The 24,711-nt window shown below is 49.6% G+C and carries 22 protein-coding genes, 1 tRNA gene and 1 pseudogene; 16 read left to right on the top strand and 8 right to left on the bottom strand.

All coding sequences use genetic code 11. From position 1 onward, the window contains the following. The first annotated feature begins 11 nt into the window (after positions 1 to 11). The 3 genes from WFK59_RS08270 to WFK59_RS08260 all read left to right on the top strand — a co-directional run bounded on the left by WFK59_RS08270 (position 12) and on the right by WFK59_RS08260 (position 2,366). Complete coding sequence (locus tag WFK59_RS08270; protein WP_233987706.1) at positions 12 to 1,001, top strand: isopenicillin N synthase family dioxygenase; 990 nt, start codon at positions 12 to 14, stop codon at positions 999 to 1,001. A 437-nt stretch (positions 1,002 to 1,438) separates the two neighbouring features. Then, entirely contained in the window at positions 1,439 to 1,978 is a 540-nt protein-coding gene (locus WFK59_RS08265; RefSeq protein WP_262287620.1) for a hypothetical protein, read from the top strand. A gap of 49 nt (positions 1,979 to 2,027) precedes the next feature. Further along, complete coding sequence (locus tag WFK59_RS08260; RefSeq protein ID WP_233987708.1) at positions 2,028 to 2,366, top strand: hypothetical protein; 339 nt, start codon at positions 2,028 to 2,030, stop codon at positions 2,364 to 2,366. A gap of 245 nt (positions 2,367 to 2,611) precedes the next feature. Here the strand turns inward: WFK59_RS08260 and WFK59_RS08255 are convergent, their stop codons facing one another. Continuing rightward, a complete protein-coding gene (locus WFK59_RS08255) occupies positions 2,612 to 3,862 on the bottom strand; it encodes an MFS transporter (protein WP_336755564.1) in 1,251 nt (416 codons plus the stop codon). 283 nt (positions 3,863 to 4,145) lie between these two features. Here WFK59_RS08255 and WFK59_RS08250 point away from each other — a divergent pair. Continuing rightward, positions 4,146 to 4,459 (top strand): annotated as a pseudogene (locus WFK59_RS08250) (zincin-like metallopeptidase domain-containing protein); the annotation flags it as partial. Positions 4,460 to 4,533: 74 nt separating this feature from the next. Here the strand turns inward: WFK59_RS08250 and WFK59_RS08245 are convergent. Next, positions 4,534 to 4,609 (bottom strand) — tRNA-Asn (locus WFK59_RS08245). Positions 4,610 to 4,756: 147 nt separating this feature from the next. Further along, positions 4,757 to 4,921, bottom strand: coding sequence for a hypothetical protein (locus WFK59_RS08240; protein WP_336755563.1), 165 nt, complete (start codon positions 4,919 to 4,921; stop codon positions 4,757 to 4,759). 31 nt (positions 4,922 to 4,952) lie between these two features. Here WFK59_RS08240 and WFK59_RS08235 point away from each other — a divergent pair, with 31 nt between their 5' ends. Continuing rightward, positions 4,953 to 6,074, top strand: a complete 1,122-nt coding sequence (locus WFK59_RS08235; RefSeq protein ID WP_233987717.1) for a Gfo/Idh/MocA family protein — start codon at positions 4,953 to 4,955, stop codon at positions 6,072 to 6,074. Positions 6,075 to 6,126: 52 nt separating this feature from the next. Here WFK59_RS08235 and WFK59_RS08230 read toward each other — a convergent pair whose 3' ends face one another. The 3 genes from WFK59_RS08230 to WFK59_RS08220 form a co-directional block, all read right to left on the bottom strand. Further along, the gene (locus WFK59_RS08230) at positions 6,127 to 6,960 is read right to left on the bottom strand and encodes a glycosyltransferase family 8 protein (protein WP_233987718.1); all 834 of its coding nucleotides are present in this window, start codon (positions 6,958 to 6,960) and stop codon (positions 6,127 to 6,129) included. A 16-nt stretch (positions 6,961 to 6,976) separates the two neighbouring features. Then, complete coding sequence (locus WFK59_RS08225) at positions 6,977 to 8,359, bottom strand: D-arabinono-1,4-lactone oxidase (RefSeq protein ID WP_336755562.1); 1,383 nt, start codon at positions 8,357 to 8,359, stop codon at positions 6,977 to 6,979. 82 nt (positions 8,360 to 8,441) lie between these two features. Further along, positions 8,442 to 9,074: a TetR family transcriptional regulator gene (locus WFK59_RS08220; RefSeq protein WP_233987720.1), complete on the bottom strand. Its 633-nt coding sequence runs from the start codon at positions 9,072 to 9,074 to the stop codon at positions 8,442 to 8,444. A 177-nt stretch (positions 9,075 to 9,251) separates the two neighbouring features. On the opposite strand from WFK59_RS08220, the gene WFK59_RS08215 reads away from it, so the two are divergent. Next, the gene (locus tag WFK59_RS08215) at positions 9,252 to 9,791 is read left to right on the top strand and encodes a DUF2058 domain-containing protein (RefSeq protein ID WP_233987721.1); all 540 of its coding nucleotides are present in this window, start codon (positions 9,252 to 9,254) and stop codon (positions 9,789 to 9,791) included. A gap of 61 nt (positions 9,792 to 9,852) precedes the next feature. Here the strand turns inward: WFK59_RS08215 and WFK59_RS08210 are convergent, their stop codons facing one another. After that, a complete protein-coding gene (locus WFK59_RS08210; RefSeq protein WP_336755561.1) occupies positions 9,853 to 10,551 on the bottom strand; it encodes an RluA family pseudouridine synthase in 699 nt (232 codons plus the stop codon). Positions 10,552 to 10,881: 330 nt separating this feature from the next. Between WFK59_RS08210 and WFK59_RS08205 the strand changes: the two genes are divergently transcribed. From WFK59_RS08205 to WFK59_RS08185, 5 genes are all read left to right on the top strand, one after another. Next, positions 10,882 to 11,892: a LacI family DNA-binding transcriptional regulator gene (locus tag WFK59_RS08205; protein WP_336755560.1), complete on the top strand. Its 1,011-nt coding sequence runs from the start codon at positions 10,882 to 10,884 to the stop codon at positions 11,890 to 11,892. A gap of 124 nt (positions 11,893 to 12,016) precedes the next feature. Next, on the top strand, positions 12,017 to 13,438 hold the full coding sequence (locus WFK59_RS08200; protein WP_031376315.1) for a glycoside-pentoside-hexuronide (GPH):cation symporter: 1,422 nt from the start codon (positions 12,017 to 12,019) through the stop codon (positions 13,436 to 13,438). Next, the gene (locus WFK59_RS08195) at positions 13,422 to 15,110 is read left to right on the top strand and encodes a glycoside hydrolase family 32 protein (protein ID WP_336755559.1); all 1,689 of its coding nucleotides are present in this window, start codon (positions 13,422 to 13,424) and stop codon (positions 15,108 to 15,110) included. Before WFK59_RS08200 ends, WFK59_RS08195 begins: the two co-directional genes overlap by 17 nt. A 51-nt stretch (positions 15,111 to 15,161) precedes the next feature. Further along, positions 15,162 to 16,523 (top strand): NosD domain-containing protein, encoded by a 1,362-nt coding sequence (locus WFK59_RS08190; RefSeq protein ID WP_336755558.1) that lies wholly within the window; start codon positions 15,162 to 15,164, stop codon positions 16,521 to 16,523. 395 nt (positions 16,524 to 16,918) lie between these two features. Further along, positions 16,919 to 17,050: a hypothetical protein gene (locus WFK59_RS08185; RefSeq protein WP_262287706.1), complete on the top strand. Its 132-nt coding sequence runs from the start codon at positions 16,919 to 16,921 to the stop codon at positions 17,048 to 17,050. A 366-nt stretch (positions 17,051 to 17,416) separates the two neighbouring features. Here WFK59_RS08185 and WFK59_RS08180 read toward each other — a convergent pair whose 3' ends face one another. Next, positions 17,417 to 18,334, bottom strand: coding sequence for a LysR family transcriptional regulator (locus WFK59_RS08180; protein ID WP_293003293.1), 918 nt, complete (start codon positions 18,332 to 18,334; stop codon positions 17,417 to 17,419). A gap of 276 nt (positions 18,335 to 18,610) precedes the next feature. On the opposite strand from WFK59_RS08180, the gene WFK59_RS08175 reads away from it, so the two are divergent. The 5 genes from WFK59_RS08175 to WFK59_RS08155 all read left to right on the top strand — a co-directional run bounded on the left by WFK59_RS08175 (position 18,611) and on the right by WFK59_RS08155 (position 24,708). Then, the gene (locus tag WFK59_RS08175) at positions 18,611 to 19,720 is read left to right on the top strand and encodes a C-terminal binding protein (RefSeq protein WP_336755557.1); all 1,110 of its coding nucleotides are present in this window, start codon (positions 18,611 to 18,613) and stop codon (positions 19,718 to 19,720) included. 17 nt (positions 19,721 to 19,737) lie between these two features. After that, positions 19,738 to 20,760, top strand: a complete 1,023-nt coding sequence (locus tag WFK59_RS08170; protein ID WP_336755556.1) for a KamA family radical SAM protein — start codon at positions 19,738 to 19,740, stop codon at positions 20,758 to 20,760. Between the two features lies 1 nt (position 20,761). Continuing rightward, positions 20,762 to 22,024, top strand: coding sequence for an ATP-grasp domain-containing protein (locus tag WFK59_RS08165; protein ID WP_336755555.1), 1,263 nt, complete (start codon positions 20,762 to 20,764; stop codon positions 22,022 to 22,024). Continuing rightward, positions 22,021 to 23,235, top strand: a complete 1,215-nt coding sequence (locus WFK59_RS08160; protein ID WP_336755554.1) for a hypothetical protein — start codon at positions 22,021 to 22,023, stop codon at positions 23,233 to 23,235. The genes WFK59_RS08165 and WFK59_RS08160 overlap by 4 nt, the downstream gene beginning before the upstream one ends. A gap of 132 nt (positions 23,236 to 23,367) precedes the next feature. Beyond that, positions 23,368 to 24,708: a KamA family radical SAM protein gene (locus WFK59_RS08155; protein ID WP_336755553.1), complete on the top strand. Its 1,341-nt coding sequence runs from the start codon at positions 23,368 to 23,370 to the stop codon at positions 24,706 to 24,708. Positions 24,709 to 24,711: the final 3 nt, after the last annotated feature.

Raw genomic sequence — 24,711 nt, 5'->3', positions numbered from 1 at the left:
GGAAAAAAATAATGACACAATCAACCCAGACACAAGGCTACGCACTGCAGGAACTGGAAAAAGAAGCGGCGATGGGCGCAATGGGTGAAGAGACCTTTGCCCGTGAGGTCCGCTGCATCGACCTGTCAGATTTTGAACAGCGTAAACCTGAGATTGCCGATGAACTGTGGCAGGCCGCGGTGGAGATCGGTTTCTTCCAGGTCAGCAATCACGGTATCGCTCTCGACGATATCCGTCAGGCGTTCAGCATGACGGAAGATTTCTTCTCACTGCCGGATGCGGTCAAAGCCCGCTATCCGCTGGCGCGTAACGCCGGCTGGGAAAATAAGTCGCAGGTCCGTCCTTCGACCAAAACCCCGGATCAGAAAGAGTCCTATCAGATTACCCGTCCCTTAATGGATTCGCTGTGGCCGACCGAGCAGGAGTTGCCCGCCTTTAAGCAGACCATGCTGAGCTTCGAATCACAGTGCTGGCAACTGGGGATGAAATTGCTCTCCTGCTTTGCACTCAAGCTCGGTTTTCCTGAGCACTTCTTCGAGCAGGCGCACAATCCCGATCGGAACACCTACCAGAGCACGCTGCGGATGCTGCACTACTATGCGACCGAACAGTCGGAGCAGGGAATGTGGCGTGCCGGTGCGCATACCGATTTCGACTGCCTGACGCTGCTGTTCCAGCGCCCCGGTCAGGGCGGCCTGCAGGTGTGCCCTGGCAAGGATCGCGAAAGCCAGCAGTGGACCAGTATTGAACCGCGTGAAGAGGTGATCACCTGCAATATTGGCGACATGCTGATGCGCTGGAGTGACGACCAGCTGCCGTCAAACTTCCATCGGGTGAGAAGCCCGCTGCCAGGAGAGTATCAGGGCGCGCGCTATAGCCTGGCGTTCTTCTGTCAGGCGAATAAAGATGTCGAGATCCTCGGCCCGCAGGCGAAGTATCCGGCGATCAGCGCTGAAGATTATCTGCAACAGCGTATCCAGGCGAACTTTGCCAAAGGGTAAAGCGGAATAGCAGCAAAAAGCCCGCTCAGGTTTCCCTGAGCGGGCTTTTTTAAAAACTTCGCTTCATCGCTGATCGTGCCACGAGGTTCTCTGCAAAAGACGGGTATTCAGAACAAGCATCTAAAAGTCGGCTCGAAGCGAGAGGGTGGCCAAAGAGCTCTGACGGTCTGCTCTGTGCCAGAAGCGGACGCTGCTAACTTCATGTTAAGTTGATGTGCGGGAAGCAGGTCACCTCGAACAGTCCACAGCGCAAGATGTCTCTTTGCTTCCGGATCGGTTCTCTTGTGTGACTTGCTTAAGGTTGACCACGGTTCTCTTTGGCAAACGATTGAAAGCCTGAGGCTCAGATAACATAAAAAGCAATAGGCAGAAACAATTAAAATATTGGCTGTTTTTGCCGATAGTACCAGGTAAATTAATTCCGGGTTTCTATTGTAATGAAAAAATATTTATCATTTACTATCCTGAGTATCTCTTTATTAAGTGGCTGCTCAGCCTTTAATTATTCCGCGCCGCTTTATAAAGACCCCGTCGGTGAAAAAAGCAATCTGGCTCGAATCCGTTTTGTTGGGAATGTAACCGGCACATCGATATCGACTAAAGAGAACAGAGAATATCAACAGTTAGTGCCGCATACTTCATTTGGTTATTATAATGACACCCGAGATATTGGTATGCCTAAGATAAGTTATCGCCAGAATGATTATAAGAATTATTATTTTGAAGTATATGCAAAACCAGGTCAGGCTATTTTCCATATTCTTACAGACAATACCGATCAGGGAAGCTGCTCAATGTCAGCGTTAGTTAATCTTGAGGCTGGAAAAGATTACGACGTGAATTTTGATGCACATGAACAGTTTACTAAATGTGTTTTCCACTTTAGTGAAATTGTAACCGATCCAGCTACAGGAGTGAAAATCCTTAAAGCTAAACCGTTTAAGAAAGAGGATTACTTTGCGACCAAATTCAATTAAATTAATCATTTATACTTTAATGTTGGCTTTACCTTTCGTGCAGGGCTGTATGTCTGGAGGCGTGCGCTCACATAATCTTCCGGAGACATTTTCTGAAAAAAAACCTCTTAGCAGTTGGTTAATTGCTGGAAAAACAACTAAACGGGAAGTCCTGAACCGTTTTGGGCCACCCAATTTTCCTGAAAACTTCAGTGAAGCCCTGAGCTGGCGCTATATCTGGAGTCAACAAAGCAGACTCGTAATAGTTCCGCTTTCGCCGAAAATACTCGGTCATGAACAAATTCTTACTTTATCTTTTACCGAGGATGGTCATCTGATTAATTATAAACTTGATGAGCAGAGTCCTCACCTTCAAAAAGGTGATGATCCTAAAGGGGTATTTTTTTAAACACCCCAACCAGAGGCGTCTCCATCATAGCAATTGACCTGCTACCCTCTACTTGATACAACGCGGACTTACTGATGTCCGCTTTTCGCTCATAGCGGACCTTCCGATTCGTTAGCTCAACCGCTGTGTGCCAATAACGGAGATTTAAGCGTTCAGGGAATACTAATCTCCTGGGAATTTTCCATCGTTTTATAGAGTCTCAAGCAATAATTTACATTTCATATTTTGTAATTTTTTGAATATTGTCATGAGGAGCTCGTGGCTTTTTTCGAATTCACCTGTGAAAAATTGTCGAGCTGTCTAATCGCAGGGACCAGGCAGGTGCCTAAAGTTGCTATGACTACTGCTATCGCTGAAACCAGAAGCACATTACTCCTGCCATAATGAATTGCCAGCGGCCCAGCGACCAGTTCACCTAAGGGAATGGCCACAAACGAACCTACAGCGTCATAGGCGTACACGCGAGCCAATTTTTCCTGAGGAATATGAGTTTGTAGTGAATGAGCCCATGAGACTCCGAATAGACCGAACGTTGCACCAGCAATAAAAAAAGCTGCAATCAGCCACGTTGCAGAAGCAGGTTGACTAAGCATAAAAATTGGCAGTGAGCATAGTGATACTAGCATTGCACCAATAAAAAGATCGCGTCGTGGACGCCATCTTAGGGCGAAGAATGAACCTGTCATAAGGCCAACGCTTTGCGCAGCAACCATAATTCCCCAATTAGCTCGCCCAAAAGAAGCATCAGCAATCACAGGGCCAAGTACCATCATTACGCCACTAAATGCTGCATTGATAATGGTGAATTGGACCACAATTGCCCATACCCAGGCTCGGCTTGTGAATTCTTCCCATCCTTCTTTTAAGTCCTGCAGGATATTACCTGATGGTGGGCATGCTTTGATTGATGTAATACGAATTAAGAAATAAAGCGGTGCAGAGGCTGCAAAACCTATCGCATCAATTGCCAGTCCCCAACCGGGTCCGACAGAACTGATTAGCATCCCACCAAGCGAAGTGCCGATAATCGTACCGCCATAAATACCAAGCTGAATTAATGCATTCGCTGCTCGCAAATTCTGCACTGGAACAGTTTGAGGGACCAGCGCTGAGGATGCAGGTAACGCGATGCCAGCTGCTGCTCCATTCAAAGTTCCAAGTAATGCCAGACTCATCACAGTTGCTGAACCGTCCAACACAGACCATGCGACAATAGCTTGTGAAACTGCCGCAATAACAGAAGAGGATACCAATACCTGGTTACGAGAGTAGCGGTCCGCTAATACGCCCCCGATCAACAAGAATAAAACGTTAAAAATTGAGCGGGACGCAACAACGAGACCTAAATCAGATACCGATCCGCCAATATCAAGCACTGCGAACGCTAATGCAATCGGTGCAATACCATTGCCCAAAACGGTAAGAAGGCGAGCAGCAAACAGATAACGAAAAGGACTGAAGTGAAAAACGCTAACTTTTTTAGTAAATGTTTTCATTGTAAAAATGGCTTCTGGATAAGAGGATTTATTTTAGAACGCCTGTCTTTTGCTAATACTTTAGCATGATCTGATAGTTACACTGCATTATGTCGTTTAGGTAAGCAGAGAAATAACTTCCGCTCCTCACTCCTCACTCCTCACTCCTCACTCCTCACTCCTCATGGATATTGGCCTGTATGTCAGTCCGCCTCGTGCCAGGAGCTGACTTCGCGAACATCACGACACGTTAAGGAAAGATATCTAAAATCACGTAGCCGGGTTTTACGGGATGTTTACAGGGTTGCCGGAGCGTTACCTTTTTACTGATGCGGCCAATTTTCACGCCACCGGTCTGCATGAGCGGGTTCACCGGACTGGGGCAAAAGCCGCCTGAATCGTGAAATGAAAGGGAAGTTTGGCAGTGCGAGTCAGGCTTTTGAGGAGTTGATCGCCGAGCCGGGAAGCGCGTACCTGATGGCGGATCGGGGGATCGCTGGAGAGGTGCAGCATGAAAGCGATATTGCTTCCTGGCTGAAAGCACTGAAGAATGACAAGCGCTATATCTTCAGGGCCGCGAGTGCAGCGTCCAAAGCGCATTATTATTCGATGGGTAAATGTTTCGGTGAGATATTTAATAACTACAAGCGCAAAAAGCCCGCTCAGGTTTCCCTGAGCGGGCTTCTCAAATTTGGCTCCTCTGACTGGACTCGAACCAGTGACATACGGATTAACAGTCCGCCGTTCTACCGACTGAACTACAGAGGAATTGTTGGAACGGGGCGCATAGTAACGGCCTGCCCGGGCCATGTCAAAGCTCTTTTTCACAAAATCGCCCGACTGCTGAAATAGTCGCCACTCCCGCCTGATGCCCCACAAAAAATACTCGCTTTTCGCCCGTTCCGCCCAGCGGAGTTAAAAATCGCTGGCGGCAAAAAATGAGGTATTTATGAGGTGTTTTGCCGTAGCGATCCCCTTGTCAGGCGGCGTAATCAGTGGTTTTACCGGATAGTTTTCCACCATCGTCACATTTATTTCATTTTGGCTTTGTAAACGGCATAAATGAAATTTAGATTTCATTTCAACCTTGAGATGCGCCTATGGAGTTGAAATGAACAAAGTCAGAATCGGCATGATTGGCAGTGGGTATATTGGTCGCTGTCACGCCATTGCTTATGCCCAGGCCCCCACCGTTTTTGCGCTGAAAGGCGAGATCGTGCGGGAGATGCTAGCGGAAGTGAACCCGGAGCTGGCGGCCCGCCAGGCCGCGACCTTTGGCTTCGCCCGATCGACCGGCGACTGGCGCGAGCTGGTGCGCGATCCGGCTATTGATGTGGTCGACATCTGCGCCCCTAATTTCCTGCATAAAGAGATGGCGCTGGAGGCGATCCGCCACGGAAAGCACGTCTACTCCGAAAAGCCGCTGTCGCTGAGCGTGGCCGATGCCGAAGAGATGGTGGCCGCCGCCACGGCCGCTGGCGTCAAAACCCTGGTCGGTTTCAACTACATGAAAAACCCCACCAGCCAGCTGGCGAGAGAGATCATCGCCAATGGTGAGATCGGTGAGGTGGTGCATTTCTACGGCACCCACAACGAAGATTATCTGGCAAAACCGGAGACGCCGCTCGACTGGCACTGCCAGAAAGCGCTGGCCGGTCTGGGCGCGCTTGGCGATCTGGCGGCGCATATCGTCAATATGGCGCACTATCTGGTGGGGGATATCGCCGAGGTCAGTGGCGACATGATGACGGTGATCACTTCACGTCCGGACCCAAAAGATCTCAGCCGCCAGCTGCCAGTGGAAAACGAAGATCAGGCCAGTGCGCTGCTGCGTTTCAACAGTGGGGCGCATGGCGTGATTGAAACCTCCCGCATCGCCTGTGGTGCTAAGATGGGGCTGACCTATGTGGTGACCGGCACCAAAGGCACGCTGCGCTATACCCAGGAGCGCATGGCGGAGCTGGAACTCTACATTCACGATGAGCCGGCTGGCCGTCAGGGCTTTAAAACGCTGCTGACCGGCCCGGCGCACCCCGATTATGCCAACTTTTGCGTCTCGGCCGGACATGGCATCGGCTTTAACGATCAGAAGACGGTTGAGATCCGCGATTTGATTAACGGCATCGCAGCGGGCGATCGTATGTGGCCCGATTTTGCGGAAGGATTACAGGTGCAGAAGGTGCTGGAGGCGATTGCGCTTTCTGCGCGGGAGCGCCGCTGGATGACGGTGTAGGGCGAGCGACGGAAAACGCAGCAGACGGGAAGCCAGCGCTTCCCGTCCGGTATTAGCAGGCGAGGCCGCTTTTTTCCCACCACAGCTTATCCAGTGCGTAGTAGCGGTCGCGCTGGCTTTCCGGCTGAGCCAGATCGCGCTTCCACGGCTTCGCCAGGATGAAGTGAAGATTCTTCACCTCGTCGTCATGCCAGATCGGGCGATGCTGGAACGGCAACGTTTTCAGCGCATTGTAGACGTAAGAGAGCGGCATCCAGCGACCGGCGAAGGCCTCATTCAGCAGGTCCTGTTCTGAGAAGGGATAATCGCTCAGGTCATCAATCGCCGCGATACGCTGTTCCAGGGCGTCGTAGACCGCGTTATCGGGCGTCAGCACCAGAAAACCGCCGTTCAGGTAGTAGTCCAGGCTGGGCGGAGCGGCTTCACCCCGCGCCTGCCAGGTGTAGTGGCACTGCTCGGGCTGCCAGTCCGCCGGATAAGAGGCGATCTGATTCGGATTACAGCGACAGGCGTGGCACGCCGCCATCAGGTTATCCCCGAGATCGAGCGTGAACAGCTCATCCATATTCTGCAGCACCAGCATATCGGCATCGAGAAACACCACGCGCTGATAATCAGTCAGCTGCCAGGCACGCAGCTTGGTCCACACTTCGCCAAACTGCGCCGAGGCGTAATGCTGATCCAGATCGGCGCGCGGATAGATGGGCTCAACCGGGGCGATGACGCAGCCCTCGGCCTGCAATGCCTGGCAATCGTCAGCGGAAATCGCTGAGGTGGTCATCACCACCAGCGGCCACTGGCTGTTGCTCTGTTTCAGCGAGCGGTGCAGCGCTTTGACGCCCACCAGATAGTCGGGTTGAGTTAACAGCGTTACCCAGGCAAACATATTTTTCCTTATTCAGTCAGTCAAAAAGTGGGGCGATGTAGTCATTACCTAACCGGCCATGCGGATCGAGCTGGCTGCGCAGGGCGCGGAACGCATCCCACTGCGGATAGATCTCACGCCAGTTATAGCGATCGGCGTCGTAATACTTGCCCCAGTGCGGGCGTCCACCCTCGTCGGCCAGCAGTTTTTCCACTTCGGTCAGGAAATGCAGACCTTCCTGTGACAGCGTGCCGTCATCGGCGTAATAGACCACGAAACCGAAAAAGCAGGTTGGCTGGTCAGACGCCGGGCTGAGCCAGGCCGAAGAGGCACCAGTACAGCGCAGGATGATTGGGTAATGCATATGCGGGCGGTTCTCCGCATACCACTGCTTAATCCGGCGGATAATGGCAGGCGTTTTCGCCAGCGGCACGCCGATTTCGACATTAATCTGCGGCACCGCGATGCCCCGACAGAACAGCTGATAGATGTCTCCGGTAACATCGGTGAAGTCGCGAAAACGGGTCACGGTGCGAAACTGCTTACCGCCTTTGCCCTGAATCTGGGTATCGCGATGCATGTGCGCCAGCGTCTGATCGATGGTGTCATTCAGGCTGTCATCCGCCTGACCTTCGTGCTCAACCACCTGACGATCCTGCTGTTCATAGCGTAGACGCTCGTCGTCACTCGCCTCGTGGGCGTTCCAGACGTGTACCCGGTTGTCATCAACAAACCACCAGGCCTTGCTGAGCGGATACTCTTCATTCCAGCGCAGCAGGTCCTGCTCCAGCGTATCCGCTGAAACCGCATTTTTGTGACAGGTAAAGATGCGGAACGGCTCGGTTCGCAGCGTCACGGCGGTCACGATGCCCAGCGCGCCGAGTGAAACCTGCGCCGCCGGGAAGTCTGGCTCGCCACGGGTAAATTCCCGCACGCTGCCATCGGTCAGCACCATACGGATCGCCAGCGCTTCATCGGCAATCGAACTCTGTTGCAGACCCTGGCCGTGCGTGCCGGTCGCCATCGCGCCGGCCAGGGTCTGAATCGCAATCACCCCTGGCGACGAAGCCAGCATCCGGTTCATCCCGGTCAGGCTGCGGTAAACCTGATCGAGCGGTGTCGCACCGCCAAAGGTCACGCTCTGTTCATCACTAGCGATCTGGCCCCTGAACGCGCTGAGATCGAGCAGCAGATCCTGTTCGCTGACGTGCAGCATCCGACCGGGGGAGAGCTTGCTGCCGATCACCCGGATCTTACCGCCTGACTGGCGCATTAATTCCTGAAGTTCCGCCTCGCTGGAGGGACGCTGAACCTGATGGCGGCTACCGATCTGGGCGTTTTGCGCCCAGTTCCAGAGCCGGTCATCGTTGGGATCAACATCGGTGTGGCGAAGCGGGTAAAGGTGGGCGTCTCTGCTCACAACAGCATTCCTTTTATGGCGTTTTTGTGACGATATTCACTAAGCGTAGACCATGACTAAGCCAGGCCGTAAAGATGCCCGTTTATTTGCGGATGTAGCGTAACGTTGCGGTTACAGCCAGTTGACGGTTGCGGCGAATACTCTCTTCTTCGCTGTTATCCGGGCTGAACAGCGCGTTAAAGGTGTAGCGGTTGGAAACGTGATGCACACAGATACTGCTGATCAGGCGATGCACGTCGATGGTCTGTACTTCTTCGATAAACAGGCCCTGTTGCTGACCGCGGGTCAGAATGTCATCCAGCACGTCCAGCGCGCTGCGATTGAGGGTTTTGATCTGCGTTGACTGGCTGATGTAGCGACCGCGTAGCAGGTTCTCGCTGCACACCAGCCGCATAAAATCGGGATGGGCGACATGATAATCGAAGCTGGCTTCGACCAGACGCGTCATCGCCAGTTCCGGTTCCATCGCCGCCAGATTAAGGCCGGTTTCGTGCTGGCGTATCTGCTGGTAGACCTGCTCCAGCACGTCGATGTAGAGCTGCTCTTTACTGCCGAAGTGATAGACCACCATTCGTTTGGTGGTCTGCGCGTGCTCGGCAATCTGCTCCAGTCGCGCGCCCTGCATACCAAACTCGGCAAAAGTTTTCAGTGCGCCCGCGATAATGCGTTTTTTCAGCCCTTCAGGGTCATTTTTACGTTTGGTTAATTCCGACATAGTGCTCAACAGGGTGGTTTTGACCGGAGAATGTTAGCACAGCGGCAGAAGGATGCCTTTAACCGACAGCGCGGCGCAGCCGACGATCGCGTAGCGCGATCCACCACGGCAAGCTGACACAGGCCGGGAATTTACAGGTATAATCGGGGAAATTTCGTAACAGGCTCAGAAACCAACATGACCAAACTCACCTTACAAGAGCAGATGCTGAAAGCGGGATTAGTCAGCAGCAAAAAGATGGACAAAGTCCAGCGCACCGCCAAGAAATCACGCGTTCAGGCGCGTGAGGCCAGAGCGGCGGTTGAAGAAAATAAGAAAGCGCAGCTTGAGCGCGACAGGCAGTTGAACGAGCAGCAGAAACAGGCGGTTTTATCCAAAGAGTATAAAGCGCAGGTGAAACAGCTGATTGAAATGAACAGGATCGACATTTCAAAGGGCAACATCGGCTTTAACTTCACCGATAATAACCTGATTAAAAAGATCAACGTCGATAAGCTGACCCAAGCGCAGCTGATCAGCGGCCGTCTTGCTATTGCCCGTCTGGCGGCGGAGAACGGCGGCGAGCATCAGTATGCGATTATCCCGGCCAGCGTGGCGGATAAAATTGCGCAGCGCGATGCCAGCAGCATCGTACTGAATAGTGCACTGAGTCAGGAAGCGCAGGATGAAGACGATCCCTATGCTGACTTTAAAGTGCCGGACGACCTGATGTGGTAAGTCCGCGTTGCGGCGGCGGTGACGGCAGGACAATAACGGTCACTGCTGCGCGTCGCCGGCATCAGAACGGGCTGGCGTGCCGCGCGTGAATCGCCTTGCCGCTGACCGGATGCATAAAATGCAGCTCGCTGGCGTGCAGCATCAATCGCGGCGTTGTTTCACAACCAGGCCTCTGTAGCCCGCCATACAGGTCACAGCCCAGAATCGGGTAACCCAATAGCTGGCAATGAATCCGCAGCTGATGAGTGCGCCCGGTTTCCGGGGTTAATACCACTCGCGTTACCGGCACCACGTTGCCATCTTGCTGCGCATACTCTGTACGCTCAATCACCTGATAGCGCGAACGCGCAGGCTTGCCGTGGGCAGCGCAAATCGTCATTCGTGGAAAGCACGCCGCATCTTTCGCAATCGCCGCCTCAATCATCCCGTCGTCCTCAGCCAGATGGCCGCACAACAGCGCGCTGTAGATTTTGCGCACGCTGCGCTGGCTAAACTGCTGGCAGAGCGCCGCATTGATCGCCTTGTTGCGGGCAATCACCATCAGCCCGGAGGTGCCGAAATCGAGCCGATGTACCAGCGTGCAGCCCGGAAAGTTTTTCACCAGCCGGTGATGTACCGAATCAAGGTTCAGCGGATTTTTGCCCGACAGGCTCAGCAGCCCGCTGAGCTTATTGATCAGCAGCAGATGATCATCCTGATAGAGGATCTCAATCTGGTCATGACACGGCGGTGCAATAAAAGTATCGACTATCTCAGACATCGGGTTACCGGCGGGAAAGGGGAGGCGGATGATAACTAATTTTGCCTGGTGTGACGAATGGTGGATGGCGGGCGATCAGAACACCAGCCGGTTATGCTCGCCGTCTAATCAGCCCGCTGCGGGGTGGCGTGTTGTCTGGCCGCCAGCGAATGCGGAACGGGCTAACCATGACATACTCTGTTGTCTCTCTTTAAAGGTAAAGGTAACTCAGACTGAATTGAGTGGATAAGCAGGGATTTATGTAACGCAGCAACATGTGAACTGGCTTACATTTTTGACCTTCATCACACTTTATAGTGACCGCCTGATTAAACGACGCATCTCATTATCATGGCATCGATTAAAGACGTAGCAAAAAAAGCGGGAGTGTCTACGGCTACCGTATCGCGTGTGCTGAACCATCATCCCAGCGTGACGCCGGAAACACGCCAGGCAGTACGTGATGCAATGGATTACCTTTGCTATGTCCCCAGCAAAAGTGCGTTTCAGCTGAGTGGTAAATGTTCCGGGCTGATTGGCGTGGTGCTACCAAACCTGGTGAATCCACACTTTTCTGAGTTACTGGCGACCTTTGAAGAGGAAGCAAGATACATCGGGAAATCGGTGATTATTAAGACCCATCAGAATCAGCCTCAACAGGATAAGCAGATTATTCACAGCCTAATCGGAATGGGGATCGACAGCCTGCTATGGGTGCCCACAGAGGCCGAAAGCGAACTTGCGGAATGGTTGACCGCGACCAGCATTCCGGTGGCGGTGGTCACGCAGGTTTCTCGTTTTTTTAATTCTGTCTCTATCAATCAAAGGAAAGGTGCAGAAGCTATTGCGGAGCATTTTATCCAGACCGGGCATACCACCTTTGGTTTTATTGCTCAGGAGGGCGTCGATAATCGAAAGGTCTCTTCCTGGAGTAAAAAAATCACCAGTCAGGGGTTAACACTCGCTAAAGAGAATCAATTCTGGATAGCGAAAGGCGAAGGTGAAAAAATATCCGGCCATATTCGGATACTGGACGATATTATCGGGATGTTAGCTGACCGGAAAAAAGCGTGCTCTTCTCTTTGGGTCTATAACGATGTTGCTGCCAGTTATGTTATCGATGGCTTAAAGGAAAGAGGGGTGGCTGTCCCGCAGGATATTGCTATCGCCAGTTTTGACAATACCCTGCTGGCGCAGACCAAAAAAATAACCAGCGTGGCTCAACCGATTGGCGACATCGCCCACCTGGCATTCCAGATGGTGAATAATACCCCTAAGCAGGAGAGTATCGAAATGTATGAAATTGTCTCACGGTTAATTATACGTGAGAGCAGTATCGCGCTTAATATCACGGCTGTCTGATTTCTGCTTTTCCCGCTTAATTCTTTTTAAACGAGCCGAAAATTTTTATTCAGTCATCCGCACAGGGGCTGGCGATAATGCTCTGTGTTTAATTTTTATAGCTGTGCATTATTGAGGTGATTTTATGTCCGCAACGGTAATGGAAAAGCAAAGCGCTTATGGAAAACTGCGTCTGAAAGAGAAGATCGGTTACGGGATGGGGGATGCGGGATCCTGTATGATCTGGAGTGTACTGGCGCTCTATCTGACGTGGTTTTATACCGATGTATATGGATTAGCGCCTGGCGTCGTTGGAACACTATTTCTGGTGATCCGTATTTTTGACGCCTTCAGCGATCCGATTATGGGTGCAATCTGCGATCGTACGCAAAGTCGATGGGGTAAGTTCCGCCCGTGGTTGTTATGGATGGCGGTGCCCTTTGGCCTGGGTGCCATCGTGATGTTTACCACACCTGACCTGAGCATGAACGGAAAAATCATTTATGCCTGGGTGACTTATCTGGTGATGTCACTGATCTATACCGCAATCAACATTCCCTATTGCTCAGTCGCGGGGGTGATCACCCTGAATCAAAAAGAGCGACTGGGCTGTTTATCATGGCGTTTCTTCCTGAATGGCCTGGCGACGCTGATTGTCTCTTCCTCAATTTTACCGTTAACCGACTGGTTGGGTAACGGTAACCGCGCTTCAGGTTTTCAGCTGACCATGGTGATCATGGGGTGCGCCGCGACGCTGATGTTCCTGTTCTGTTTTGCCAGTATCAAAGAGCGCGTTGTTTCAATTAAATCTGACGATTCGTTAATGAAAGATTTGAAAGACATTGCTAAAAATGACCAATGGCTGCTGATGATTACGATTACCTTTCTTAACGTCTTCCCGGCCTTTATTCGCGGGGCTGTTACTATTTATTATGCCACCTATGTGATGCAGGCCTCCGTTGGGTTTATTACCTTTTTTATGGCGCTTGGTGTCGCCTGTAATATGTTGGGGAGCGTAATAGCTAAGCCACTGACTGACCGATTTGATAAAATTAAGCTATTCCGCATTATTAATATTATCCTTGGTGTTCTCTCTTTCGCGCTGTGGTTTGTTGACCCAAAATCGCTGACGCCACTGCTTACGCTATTTGTGATCATTAATATTCTGCATTTAATTCAGTCCGGACCTATTCTATGGGCAATGATGTCAGACGTCGATGACTACGGTGACTGGAAATTTGGCAAACGACTCACCGGTATTTCCTTTGCCGGCAATCTGTTTATGCTGAAAATGGGACTGGCGGTCGCTGGAGCCATCGTCGCCTGGATTCTTTCCTATACCGGCTATGTCGCTAACAAACCGCAACAAAATGCGCAGACCCTTGAGGGCATTATTATCATGTTCTCATTACTGCCGATGGTGAGTTATTTCATCAGCGCATTTATGGTGCGCTACTTCAAACTGGATAACCTCTTCCTGGAAAAAATTAAAGTCGATCTCGCAAAACGCGAGCTTGAAAAAGGTTCGGTTCAATCGCAGGAGTTTAAAAATGTCCCTGTCCATTAATGTTAAGCAAGGTCAGCGCCTTGATTTATGGATAAAGCAAACAAAGCCGGCCGGTCAGCCCCTGTTTGCTATCCACATGGAAAATGCGGTGCTTTTCAAAATAGAAACAGCACCGCCGTATTATCACTATTTTACCTGGACCGCATGGCAGCAGGGTATGGTCTCTCTGGAGTGGTTACCGGAGCACAGTGAGATTTCGTTGTGTTACAGCTGGCACCCTGACACGCTCCCGCAGCAGGGCGTCAGCTTTATTGATATCGAAAATAACGACCTTTGCCTGCGAGATGACCGCGCAGTTGCAGAGCACTATCTGCAGGAAGAGTTACGCCCGGCATTACATTTTTCTCCACGTACCGGCTGGATGAATGACCCTAATGGTCTGCATCGGAAAGGTGAGGAGTGGCATCTGTTTTACCAATATCATCCGCATAGTACTCAATGGGGGCCGATGCACTGGAACCACGCGGTGAGTCAGGACCTTTACCACTGGCGTCACTATCCGGTTTTCCTTCAGCCAGAGCAAAATTTATCTGCGCTTGGGGCAACGGGCGGCGCATTTTCCGGCAGCGCTTTCATCGATGCCGAGGGGCAAACGCGTTTCTGGTATACCGAAAGGCTTCCGGCTTACGATCTTTATCGCGGTTATCGCGAAATCCAGAAAATGGCGGTTCCGCAGCCTGCTTACGACAAACCCGCTTTGATAAAAACAGTATTAACAGAGCTGCCTGCAGGCGTCGATTGTGATTTCCGTGATCCGAAAGTCTGGTATGAGGAAGCGGACGCGACCTTTTATATGATCCTGGGCGCGTCGGTGAACGGCGATCCTGCCATGCTGCTGTTTCACTCCGAAGAGAGTGACAGCTGGCAATTCCATCATGTGCTCTACACCGCGCCCCCTTATTTTCGGGAAAATGGGGGCCGCTGCGTCGAATGCCCGGACTTTTTCTGCCTTGACGGCGTCTGGGTAATGATTATCGGTATTGTGGGTTACACCGAGCCGACAACCGGACGACATAATCTGTTATTTGCACAAACAGGTGATTTTCGGCGCGGTTATTTCACTCCCTCAGCGCAACCGCTGCAGATGCTGGATTTCGGCACCGATTTCTACGCCCTGCAGACCTGGGGTGAAAGCGACAGTCGCACAGGGTTTGCCTGGTTATACAACTGGGCGACACAAAAGAATGTTCATTCTGCCTATTCCGGCGAAATGTCTCTGCCGCGTCGTTTTCATCTTAATGCCCGGCAACAACTCTGTATGACACCGGTATTGCCGCCAGCCTCGCTGATCATCAGTGAAGAGCGGCTGGATGCGTGTAGTCACTGGTCAGGCAGCACTGCCTGTAAGTCCTGCATCATTACCTTTACCCCGACCTCGCATTTTTGCCTGACTCTGACCGGTCAAACCGGGCAGCAGATTATTCTGGCGCACGATGGACACACGTTAAGTCTGCTGGAAAAAGATCGGGATGACGGCCGTTATCAGGCACCGCTGGCCAACGTGGGCGATGTGACATTATGTTTTGATGCCGGAATAGTGGAAGTTTTCGCTCAGCAGGGGAGCGTGTGTGGAACGCGACGTTATTATTCATGCAGTTCACTGACTGAAATAACGCTCTCTGGCGCACAGGCAAAAATAACCCGCTATCACTCCCCTTACGCACAGCCATAACTCAATTTACTGCTGATTTTTTTCTTATTACTGTCACCGAAGGAATTAGTCATGACAAGCCAAAACTATTACGATGTTACAGAATGGAAGGAAGGTAACCCTTATCAGGATATTGGTGAGGTTATAAACAGTATTATTTCTGATATTAAAATCAGACAAACCGAAACGGATCTCAATCAAGGCGGTAAGCCGGGCGCGGTTATCTATATTCCACCCGGCGACTACCCGCTTCTTACCCAGGTGTTAATTGATATTAGCTATCTGAAGATTATTGGTTCCGGGCATGGCTTCACCTCTTCAAGTATTCGATTTAATACGCCCGAAAGTGAGTGGGCAAAATGGCATGAAGTGTGGCCGGGGGGAAGTCGACTATGCGTTAATCTTTCTCCCGCTGCCGGAAGTGACCCCTCTGCCGGTGCTGCCTTTTATGTGAAACGTAGCGGTGAACCACGCATAAGTTCGGTCGAGTTTGCTGATTTTTGTATTGATGGCTTACATTTTGTCGATGATGGTTCAGGCAATGATGATCCCGAAAATAGTTATCTGAACGGTAAAACCGGTATCTATATCGCGAGCGCGCAAGACTCTTTCCGTATCAGCGGCATGGGACTGGTCTATTTAGAGCATGGGGTGACAATTTTTAACGCTGATGCGCTGGCGATACACAATAATTTCATCGCTGAATGTGGAAACTGCATTGAGTTGCGCGGTTCGGGGCAGGCATCAAAAATCACCGATAATCTGATTGGTGCAGGTTACAGAGGCTATTCTATTTATGCAGAAAATTTTGGCGGCCTGCTGATTACGGCCAATAATATTTTCCCACGCGGCAAAAGCAGCGTACATTTTTCTGGGGTAGTTCGCTCTTCGATATCCAGCAACAGATTTCATTCATTTTATCCGGGGATGCTGGTTCTGGAAGGCAATAGTTCAGAAAACCTGGTCACGGCTAACCATTTTTTCCGAGAGCGTGAACCCTGGGGACCGATGCAGGCTTATAATAATGGATTAGATGATTTATATGGTCTGCTTTATATCAGCGGTAACAACAACTCCATTATTGCTAATCATATTTCGGAAACGATTGATCTGCAGTCTATCATCCCGCAGGGCGCAACACCGGTGATAATCCGGCTGGTGTCGGGTGAGGGGAATTATATTTCGGATAACCATATTGTCGCGACCACCGAAGTTTCACCGGCGGAGAGTGCGGCCACCGAATCCTGTTTCTCAACTCAGGTGAGTGCACTGCTGGCAACAAAAGGGCTGGTAGCTCTGGAGGTTATCGCAGTACAGATCGAAGAAGCCTCTTTGCAAAATACCGTACTGGATTCAGGCAGTGAGAGTCAGGTTTTGCTGGATAAGAAAGTGAATGCGTTCAGGGCTACGCCCGTACCTGGCTTGCTGAGCTGAGAGCGCTTAACGGGCTCACGCAGACAGTTTATGAGTGATTTTATTCTGAGCTGACTGACGGCAACCAATGCGGCGCACCCTTTCTCTACACAGGTGGTGCATGTGAACGGTGACCACCGCTACCGTGGACGTGGATAGCGGTGGTCAGGCAAAACACAGGCACCGGCGGCAGGGCAGTCATCATCTGTTGATCGGCAGCAGACGCGCATTGGTATGGCATGAGCCATGCCGCAAATCGACAGTGAGTGGTGATGTGACTTCATGACGCTGGCATCCCGATACCACAAAGACTAACCGGGATCGGGATATCTGAATCACTATCGGGACTGTTAAATTTTGAGCAACCTAATCCGCTGATCACGTTGTTTATTGCAGGCTATTTTAAAGGAGTAACAATGCCGCTACCTGAACGTATGAAACCCGCCAGCGTAAGCCGAAAAAAAGTCGCACAGCTGGCCAGCCAGGCTCAGCAGATACTCGCGAAAATTGATGCCGGAGCAGGCCCGCAGGAGAGTGAACTTTTCTAAATCTGGCTCCTCTGACTGGGATCGCCTTTGCCAGTAACTGGCTAGTAAGTAAGCTAAAAATGAATTGCCTTTCTGTCAGGACCACCAGAGTGACCACCAATAAGATTGTGTTGAGCAAAAGGTGTCTGGAGCCTTTGTTGTATGTGGTGAACATGACTATGACGTCCCCCCAGCAATAAGCGTAGCCAGGGAGCGGGTAACAATGGCCGCCGCCCATGGTACTTTACTCCGTCGAGGCTAATGCTTTTCATTGCGCATCCGACTGTTATCGATTGAAAGCTACACTGACAGGAACATACTGAAGGCCAGGAGACAAGCATTACGCCGAAGTATGGTTTTCCAACAAAATAGAATAGGACGGAAACGTTACACTGCCATCAGTCTACTCAGTGAGACAAACTCATCGGCATCAGGCATCTTCAGCATCTGATTTTTGATTGCCTGAGAAAGATCTTTAAGCATCGTTCTGGAGCGCACATCCAGGCAGTTATTATAGGTAACGATGTGCGCCGATGGTATTTTCGGAAGACTGACAACGTGACTGGCGTCCGTTAGCTCTTTCAGATCCGAAACTGTGAGCGCGGTTTCTGGTAAGGGAACAATCCCCAGCCCTGATTTTGCTGCCGCAATGATGGTTTCCATTCCGCCGCCCTGGAAACTATCAAACCACGGGATTCGAGCTTCAAGTAATAAGTCCAGAATGAGCTTCCTCATACGGCAAGATTCTCTTAAGGTAATTAGCGGGATTTTATCCTGCTTAAAAGCCAAAGTTGGAGAGCAATACCATCTATAGTTTTCACTCCGTAGATATTCTCCGCCTTTTTTATCGCCATCCTGAGTGATAATTGCTATATCTAATTTTTTATTTTCGAGTGCGTACAGAACTTTGGAAGAGCTGTCTACTTTAACTTCAATCATAAGGTCGGAGTAAGTTTGTCTGATACTTTGAATCGTCTGCATGAGCGGGATATCCAGTACATGGTCGCTAATACCAATTTTGATATTTTGGATATTTTCACAGACGTTGAGCGTTGTTAACGCGCTGGCGTGGGCCACCATCAGACTTTGAGCCCGGGATAGGAACACTTCGCCCTGCGGCGAAAGGTAGATATGACGCGGCGTTCGGTGGAAAAGCGGATATCCTAGAATATTCTCAAGCTTTTGAATTTTAACGGTAACTCCTGACTGAGTGATGCAAAGTGACTCGGCTGCCAGGGTAAAGCTATTTAGCTCGGCAACTTTAAGAAAAGCCTCAACTGAATGCATATCAAGATATAAGCCCATCACCATTCCCGTTCGTCATTACTGAAATCAATTTAATGAAATTGTATCATGTTTTTCATTTTGGTAAATATTGCTTATCGGAAAAATCCTGACTGAAATATGCGTACGAAAAAACGTCTGGCGGTGAGGATTTTCCGAAAAATTAACTTTCATCGGCCGGTCGTCTCGAGCGAAAACGTCATTGAGCAGATAAAAAATTATTAATAAATGAGATATTTTTTCATTCTTAACCTTCCAGGCAGCGTAAGCCGTCGCCTGGTGGAGTCAAGGCTATAAATGTCTGATTTCAGCAATGGCGAAGAGTTTTTATTAAATATATCCTGGTTATGGCGCTTAAATACATCATTTGGTTCCCTTATTAAGGACGGTAATTTGAACATCAGTAAAGAAAAGATTTTAATCATCGATTCAACGACTGAAAAGCATTTCAACACAGCTATTGTCGAACAACAGATATTAGCCGGGCATGATGTTCAGTTACTGCATATTAGCCATGTAAGTGAAATTCCTTTAAATTTTATTTCAGAAGTCAATTATCTTATTATCTGGGCATGTGTACCCGCCGTTAATTTCGATAAAGCATTTTTATCCAGTTTAAAAAATTGCCGAACCATTGTTAAAGCGGCGGTGGGTTTTGACAATATTGATATCTCTGCTGCTCGTGAGTTGGGCATTTCTGTGCTTAATATTCCGGATTATGGCACGGAGGAAGTTGCCGACCATGCTTTGGCACTGCTGCTGGGCATTGCGAGAAAACTTGAAGAGATCCATATCCACGTCAAACAAGGTGGCTGGGATTGGGCAAGTGTCAAAAAGCTCTATCGCCTGCGCGGCCGTAAATTAGGCATTATCGGTTTTGGTCGTATCGGTGGTGCGGTTGCCAGAAGGGCGGCGGCGTTTGGTCTGAATGTACAGTTCTACGATCCCTATGCGGTCAGCGGGCTGGATAAAACGCATGGTGTCTTTCGCTGCGAATCTCTGCAAGAGCTTCTGACTAGCTCAGACATCATCTCCGTGAATGCCTCTTTAAACCGCACTTCTCACCATCTGTTGTCACACGCCGAATTCGACATGATGAAAATGGGTGTTTTGCTGGTCAACACGGCGCGCGGCGGAATTATTGATTCTGACGCCCTTTTTTCAGCCATCAAATCAGGAAAAGTGGCAGCTGCTGGTCTGGACGTGCTGGAAAATGAACCCGATATTCCCGACGGCTTCAGAACGCTGGATAACGTGCTGCTGACCGCACACTCCGCTTTTTATACGGAAGAATCTTTTCTCGAAATGCGAACCAAATCCGCTGAACTGGTTCGACAAAAAATGAACGGGCTACCTGTCAGAAACTGCGTTAATGAAAATTCCGGCGAGCACTCTGTACCCTACTAAATACAAAGGTTATGAGCATGTCTAAAGATAATATGATTGACATTAAACAATTTGAAGAAGAAACCCGATTCTCTGAAAAAACCACGCCTTATTTAAGAGAGCTGATTAAGAAAAGCGTCGCAATCAGAGATATGTATGAGTTTAACCCAGAATATGAAACCTTGCCGGCTAATCTGGATGTGGATTTATTAAATGAAAAGACCTCGACACCGGTATTCGGCACGGTAAGAAAATATGATGGTCAGCTGCTGGTATTGCTCTCTTATACCTGTGCGGCCAACTGTCGTTATTGCGAACGTCAGGATCGTGTCGGAGTAGGTCTGGACGTTGAAGGCAGACTTAAAATGTCTCAGATCGATGATATTGTAGAGTATATCGCCAATGATCCGACCATTTATGAAGTCATTGCCAGCGGGGGTGACCCTCTGACCAACCCGAAAGGATTGCAATACCTGTTTAACAAGTTGAAAGAAATCGAACATGTTAAGGTGGTGAGGATCCATACGCGTTATCCGTTACAAAACCCTGGCAAAGTACGTATGGAATTAATGGAAGAGTTGGCAAAAGCAAAACCAACGGTCTATTTAAGCCTGCATATTGATCATCCCGATGAGCTTCAGCCTGAAGTCATCGAGCTGATTCATGCATTCAGAAAAATGGGTTATGTGATGTTAACGCAGACCGTTTTCTTAAAAACCATCAACGATAATAAAGAAACACTTAAAACGCTGTTCCTGCGTTTATTCGAACTGGGTGTACGACCTTATTATATTTATCATGGTCAGGAAGTGACCTCTACGCGTCGCTTTGTTATGAGCCTGGAAGATGAAATGGCGATCATGACGCAATTACGCAATGAACTTTCCGGTCTGGCCTTCCCGCAGCATGTTATCGATATTCCCAGCGCATCCGGAAAAGTCGTTGTCCCCAGCGAACACTGGAATACCGACACCGCGACAGTGACTGATTTTTATGGCAAGACAGTAAACACTCACGACTGGTCAACGGTTATTAAGCAGGGCTCGCCTGAGAATTGTTAATATGAAAACATTTATCATTCTTCAAAATATTGTCACCTTTCGTGCTGACTGGAATAAATTAATCGACCGCGATCGGTTTTCGGTCTGTTTGCTTACCGGACATCAGGGATGGGGAAATTTGCCTGAAGATCAAAAAGTTTGTTTTGACGATATCAAAATTTGCGACCCTTTTACCGTCGACAATCTCGAGCAGGCTTGCCGCGATTTGTTCGCTGAGCGCCATATCAGCGATATGTCTGAAGTCAGCATCATCACTAATGACGAGTATTTCCTCGGCCATGCTGCCCGGTTGCGTGAAATATTGGCTATTAAGGGCGCGACATTTGCGCAAATAGAGCCATTCATCAACAAGCTGCGTATGAAAGCGGTAATGGAAGCCGGGAACATAGCTATTCCCAGAGTGCTGCCATTCTCGCCAGCAGAGTATCAGCGTGAGCCGGAAAAATATTGTCAGCAGATTGAGAAGGCCGTGGGGTATCCCGTTTTCGCCAAGCAGATTGACTCGGCGGGGAGTGAGCTGATCGCTAAAATTGAAGATCCTGCCGCGTTACGCCGCTGGTGCAGTGATAACCGTGTCGTCGCGAACTATGAGCTCGATGAGTTTATCGAAGGGCGTCTTTACCATATCGACTCGCTGATTTTTAACGGCAAAATCGAAGAGATTTATATCTGTCAATACAGCTATCCGAATGCGGAATTCATTGAGGGCAAACCTATTGGTAGCCTGCCGCTGGAAAAAAATGACCCGTTGTATCAGCAGTTTTATGAATACAATCAACGCGTATTTGATGCTCTGGGCTATGTGCCGGACGGGGCCACGCACCTCGAAGCATTCCTCACACAGGATAACCGTATCGTATTTTTAGAGATTGCAGCGCGGGCGCCGGGCGGTTGGATCCCACAAATGCATGCACTCTGCTCCGGAAGTAATATTGAAGAGCAGCATTTTCGTTCACAAATGGGGCAGTGGCAGAAACCGGTGCCACAGTCAGAAACTTATGCCGCCTGGGTGTGGTACCCCCATCGGGAAGGGGAATGTGCCGACCTGACGAAAGACATCAACATCGTAAATGAATATAAAACGGTGTGGGAAGTGAAGCAGGGTTCGCTGCTTGTTCGCCCGCAAAGTGTTCGCGACCGTATTGGCGGTGTCCTGCTTTGGGGATCCTCTTATTCGTCTCTGAAAGAAGATTATCACTGGCTGGTTGAACAATATATTCCTTATCAGCGTATGCAACAGGTCGGTAATGAGGTCACGGAATGAATACATGGGGTATGTTGAGGCTGTGGTGGCCAAGCGCAATCAGTATTAGCTTACTTAATCTGGAGTTGCCGCTTATTTCGGTCATTCTGTCCGCCTATAGTCTGCAGGCGTCCGGAGATTATGCCATAGCCTTGAGTACCTTTATGTTTGCCAATGCCTTTGTTTTTCCTTTGTGTGCAGTGGTTATCAAAATAAGGAAGAGCAGGGAGACGCTGATATTCGCCATGCTGCTGGCTGTCAGTGTCTTTGTTATATTCAATATTGCCGTCTCAATATTCAGTTCGAAGATGACGCCACATATTGTATTCATCACGCATTTCTTTTCACTCTCATTATTGGCCGTAGCCGTCAGGAGGTATTTGCAGGGATGCTGTATTTTGGAAGGAAAAACTGCACTAATGAGCCGGGCTTCTTTAGTGCGGGTGCTGGTCTCGGTCATCGGGTGTTTTACCTTGACCCGATTTCAGGTTCCTGTCGATATGGCGGCCATTGTGGCGCTGGTTTGCGGAGCATACACCGAGGCGGCCCTGTTGTTCATTATGGTACGCTGGCAGGGCATTCGTTTATATGACAGCACAGGTCATCACTATGCTGCGCTGTTAGCGCCGTACGCTTCGGCTTTCCTTATGTCAGCTTCATCACTGATGAGTAATATCATCGTTGTGATCTGTTTGGGGCAAGTCGCCGAAGGAGACACTGTTTTAAAATACTGGCCGCTGACCTTCGGGATGATATGTATTTCGATAGGCTCGGTGCTTGATATCGAAAGTATTCTGCTCAAGATACTGGGCCACCAGCCGCCGGCAAAATCACTATTCACATTTCTCAGCGTTCAGTGTCTGGTTGCGCCGGTGTTGTTTATATTATTGTGTTTCATTCTGGGTAGCTTTAATTTGTTTCCGGCAGACAGTAAAGTGTTATATATGAATGCGTATTTTTTTATCGCTATTGTTGGTGTTTCGACAATGTGGATTGTCCGCGGATATTGTCGTTCTGTCCTGATGACGAATAACCGTCTTGGTGTGATTAATTTCAGTATCTTCACTGCGCTGGTGACGCCTGTTGCAGTCTTTTACCTCTTTCACATCGCTGATTATGGCCTGATGCTTTCAGTGGGTATTTTTTCCTCTCTGATCGTAGTTGAACTGCTGTGTTATGGGGCTTATGGCCTTATACGAGGAGTAAGCCGGCCACAGTGGGTGAAAAATTAGATAATTAATGGATTCGCTGTTGTTGTTGTCTGTACCCGGTGAATATAAAAAATAAATATCAGTAATAAAAATGCGCCCCATTCGAGGGCCATTAATCATGTTTTAAAATTGAAGGCAAGGTGTGTAATAAAAATGACAGCCGTAACGAAGTTTATCCCTTATACCCAACGTACTATCAGTAAAGCCCCTCAATGGGAAAAGTTCACTCCCGAAATGAAACATACCGTTGAGGTGCTGAGTCAGGTATTACCTTTTCGTGTCAATCAATATATCCTCGATGAACTTATCGACTGGGATAATATCCCCGATGACCCTATTTTTCGTCTGACATTCCCGCATCGTGAAATGCTAAGGGAAAATGAATTTTCCCAGCTCAGTGATGCTCTTCGTCAGAATAAAGACGAAGCGACATTGCAGACGATCATTAATAAGATCCGCCATCGTATGAATCCGCACCCGGCGGGTCAGCTTACACATAATGTTCCTATGCTCAACGGTGAGGCAGTGCAGGGGCTTCAGCACAAATACAAAGAGACCGTGCTATTTTTCCCTTCTGCAGGTCAAACGTGCCATGCTTATTGCACCTTTTGTTTCCGCTGGCCGCAGTTTGTGGGCATGGATGAACTTAAATTTGAGGCGCGCACTTCCGCCCTGCTGGTTGAATATCTCAAGCGTCATCCTGAAGTTTCCGATGTATTAATCACCGGCGGCGATCCAATGATTATGAATGCGCGCGCTCTGGGTGATTATATTCGTCCTCTGCTTATTCCTGAGCTTAGCCATATCAAGAATATTCGTATCGGTACAAAGTCGGTGGCTTACTGGCCGCAGCGCTATGTTACCGATAAAGACGCTGACGATGTATTACGCTTGTTCGAAGAGGTTGTGGCTGCCGGGAAAAATCTTGCCCTGATGGCACACTATAATCACCCTCAGGAGATCCAGCCTGAAATAGCCCAGGCTGCGCTGAAGCGTATTATTGCCACCGGTGCTACGGTGAGAATGCAATCTCCACTTATCCGCCATATTAATGAAGATCCAAAAGGGTGGGCGACCCTGTGGACGACCGGTGTACGTCTCGGCGCTATCCCTTATTACATGTTTGTCGAGCGGGATACCGGCCCCAATGAATATTTTGGGCTTCCTCTCTTTAAGGCCTGGGAAATATTCCAGCAAGCTTATCAGTCGGTATCCGGTTTGGCGAGGACGGTGCGCGGCCCTTCAATGAGTGCCTTCCCCGGTAAAGTCATGATTGATGGGATAACAGAAATCCGTGGCGAGAAAGTCTTTGCGCTGCAATTTCTTCAGGCGCGTAACCCGGACTGGGTACGTCGGCCCTTCTTTGCCAGATATGATCCGCAGGCCTCGTGGCTGGACCATCTGCGACCTGCCTTTGGTGAGTCACATTTCTTTTTCGAAAATAAAGACAAAACCACGCCTTTCGAAGAAATGGCCAGAATCGTCACTGTATAAACT

The organism is Pantoea sp. USHLN298 (genome assembly GCF_037149395.1).
GTDB lineage: Bacteria > Pseudomonadota > Gammaproteobacteria > Enterobacterales > Enterobacteriaceae > Pantoea > Pantoea astica.
This window is presented reverse-complemented; position numbering and strand designations above follow the sequence as displayed.

Excerpts from the sequence above, each read along its gene's own strand:
- WFK59_RS08170 (WP_336755556.1), top strand. The coding sequence starts at position 19,738 with ATGTCTAAAGATAATATGATTGACATTAAACAATTTGAAGAAGAAACC.
- WFK59_RS08185 (WP_262287706.1), top strand. The coding sequence starts at position 16,919 with ATGCCGCTACCTGAACGTATGAAACCCGCCAGCGTAAGCCGAAAAAAA.
- WFK59_RS08240 (WP_336755563.1), bottom strand. The coding sequence starts at position 4,921 with ATGAAATCTAAATTTCATTTATGCCGTTTACAAAGCCAAAATGAAATA.
- WFK59_RS08160 (WP_336755554.1), top strand. The coding sequence starts at position 22,021 with ATGAATACATGGGGTATGTTGAGGCTGTGGTGGCCAAGCGCAATCAGT.
- WFK59_RS08210 (WP_336755561.1), bottom strand. The coding sequence starts at position 10,551 with ATGTCTGAGATAGTCGATACTTTTATTGCACCGCCGTGTCATGACCAG.
- WFK59_RS08255 (WP_336755564.1), bottom strand. The coding sequence starts at position 3,862 with ATGAAAACATTTACTAAAAAAGTTAGCGTTTTTCACTTCAGTCCTTTT.
- WFK59_RS08265 (WP_262287620.1), top strand. The coding sequence starts at position 1,439 with ATGAAAAAATATTTATCATTTACTATCCTGAGTATCTCTTTATTAAGT.
- WFK59_RS08270 (WP_233987706.1), top strand. The coding sequence starts at position 12 with ATGACACAATCAACCCAGACACAAGGCTACGCACTGCAGGAACTGGAA.
- WFK59_RS08235 (WP_233987717.1), top strand. The coding sequence starts at position 4,953 with ATGAACAAAGTCAGAATCGGCATGATTGGCAGTGGGTATATTGGTCGC.
- WFK59_RS08230 (WP_233987718.1), bottom strand. The coding sequence starts at position 6,960 with ATGTTTGCCTGGGTAACGCTGTTAACTCAACCCGACTATCTGGTGGGC.
- WFK59_RS08190 (WP_336755558.1), top strand. The coding sequence starts at position 15,162 with ATGACAAGCCAAAACTATTACGATGTTACAGAATGGAAGGAAGGTAAC.
- WFK59_RS08205 (WP_336755560.1), top strand. The coding sequence starts at position 10,882 with ATGGCATCGATTAAAGACGTAGCAAAAAAAGCGGGAGTGTCTACGGCT.
- WFK59_RS08200 (WP_031376315.1), top strand. The coding sequence starts at position 12,017 with ATGTCCGCAACGGTAATGGAAAAGCAAAGCGCTTATGGAAAACTGCGT.
- WFK59_RS08260 (WP_233987708.1), top strand. The coding sequence starts at position 2,028 with ATGTCTGGAGGCGTGCGCTCACATAATCTTCCGGAGACATTTTCTGAA.
- WFK59_RS08155 (WP_336755553.1), top strand. The coding sequence starts at position 23,368 with ATGACAGCCGTAACGAAGTTTATCCCTTATACCCAACGTACTATCAGT.
- WFK59_RS08180 (WP_293003293.1), bottom strand. The coding sequence starts at position 18,334 with ATGGGCTTATATCTTGATATGCATTCAGTTGAGGCTTTTCTTAAAGTT.
- WFK59_RS08195 (WP_336755559.1), top strand. The coding sequence starts at position 13,422 with ATGTCCCTGTCCATTAATGTTAAGCAAGGTCAGCGCCTTGATTTATGG.
- WFK59_RS08215 (WP_233987721.1), top strand. The coding sequence starts at position 9,252 with ATGACCAAACTCACCTTACAAGAGCAGATGCTGAAAGCGGGATTAGTC.
- WFK59_RS08175 (WP_336755557.1), top strand. The coding sequence starts at position 18,611 with ATGTCTGATTTCAGCAATGGCGAAGAGTTTTTATTAAATATATCCTGG.
- WFK59_RS08165 (WP_336755555.1), top strand. The coding sequence starts at position 20,762 with ATGAAAACATTTATCATTCTTCAAAATATTGTCACCTTTCGTGCTGAC.
- WFK59_RS08220 (WP_233987720.1), bottom strand. The coding sequence starts at position 9,074 with ATGTCGGAATTAACCAAACGTAAAAATGACCCTGAAGGGCTGAAAAAA.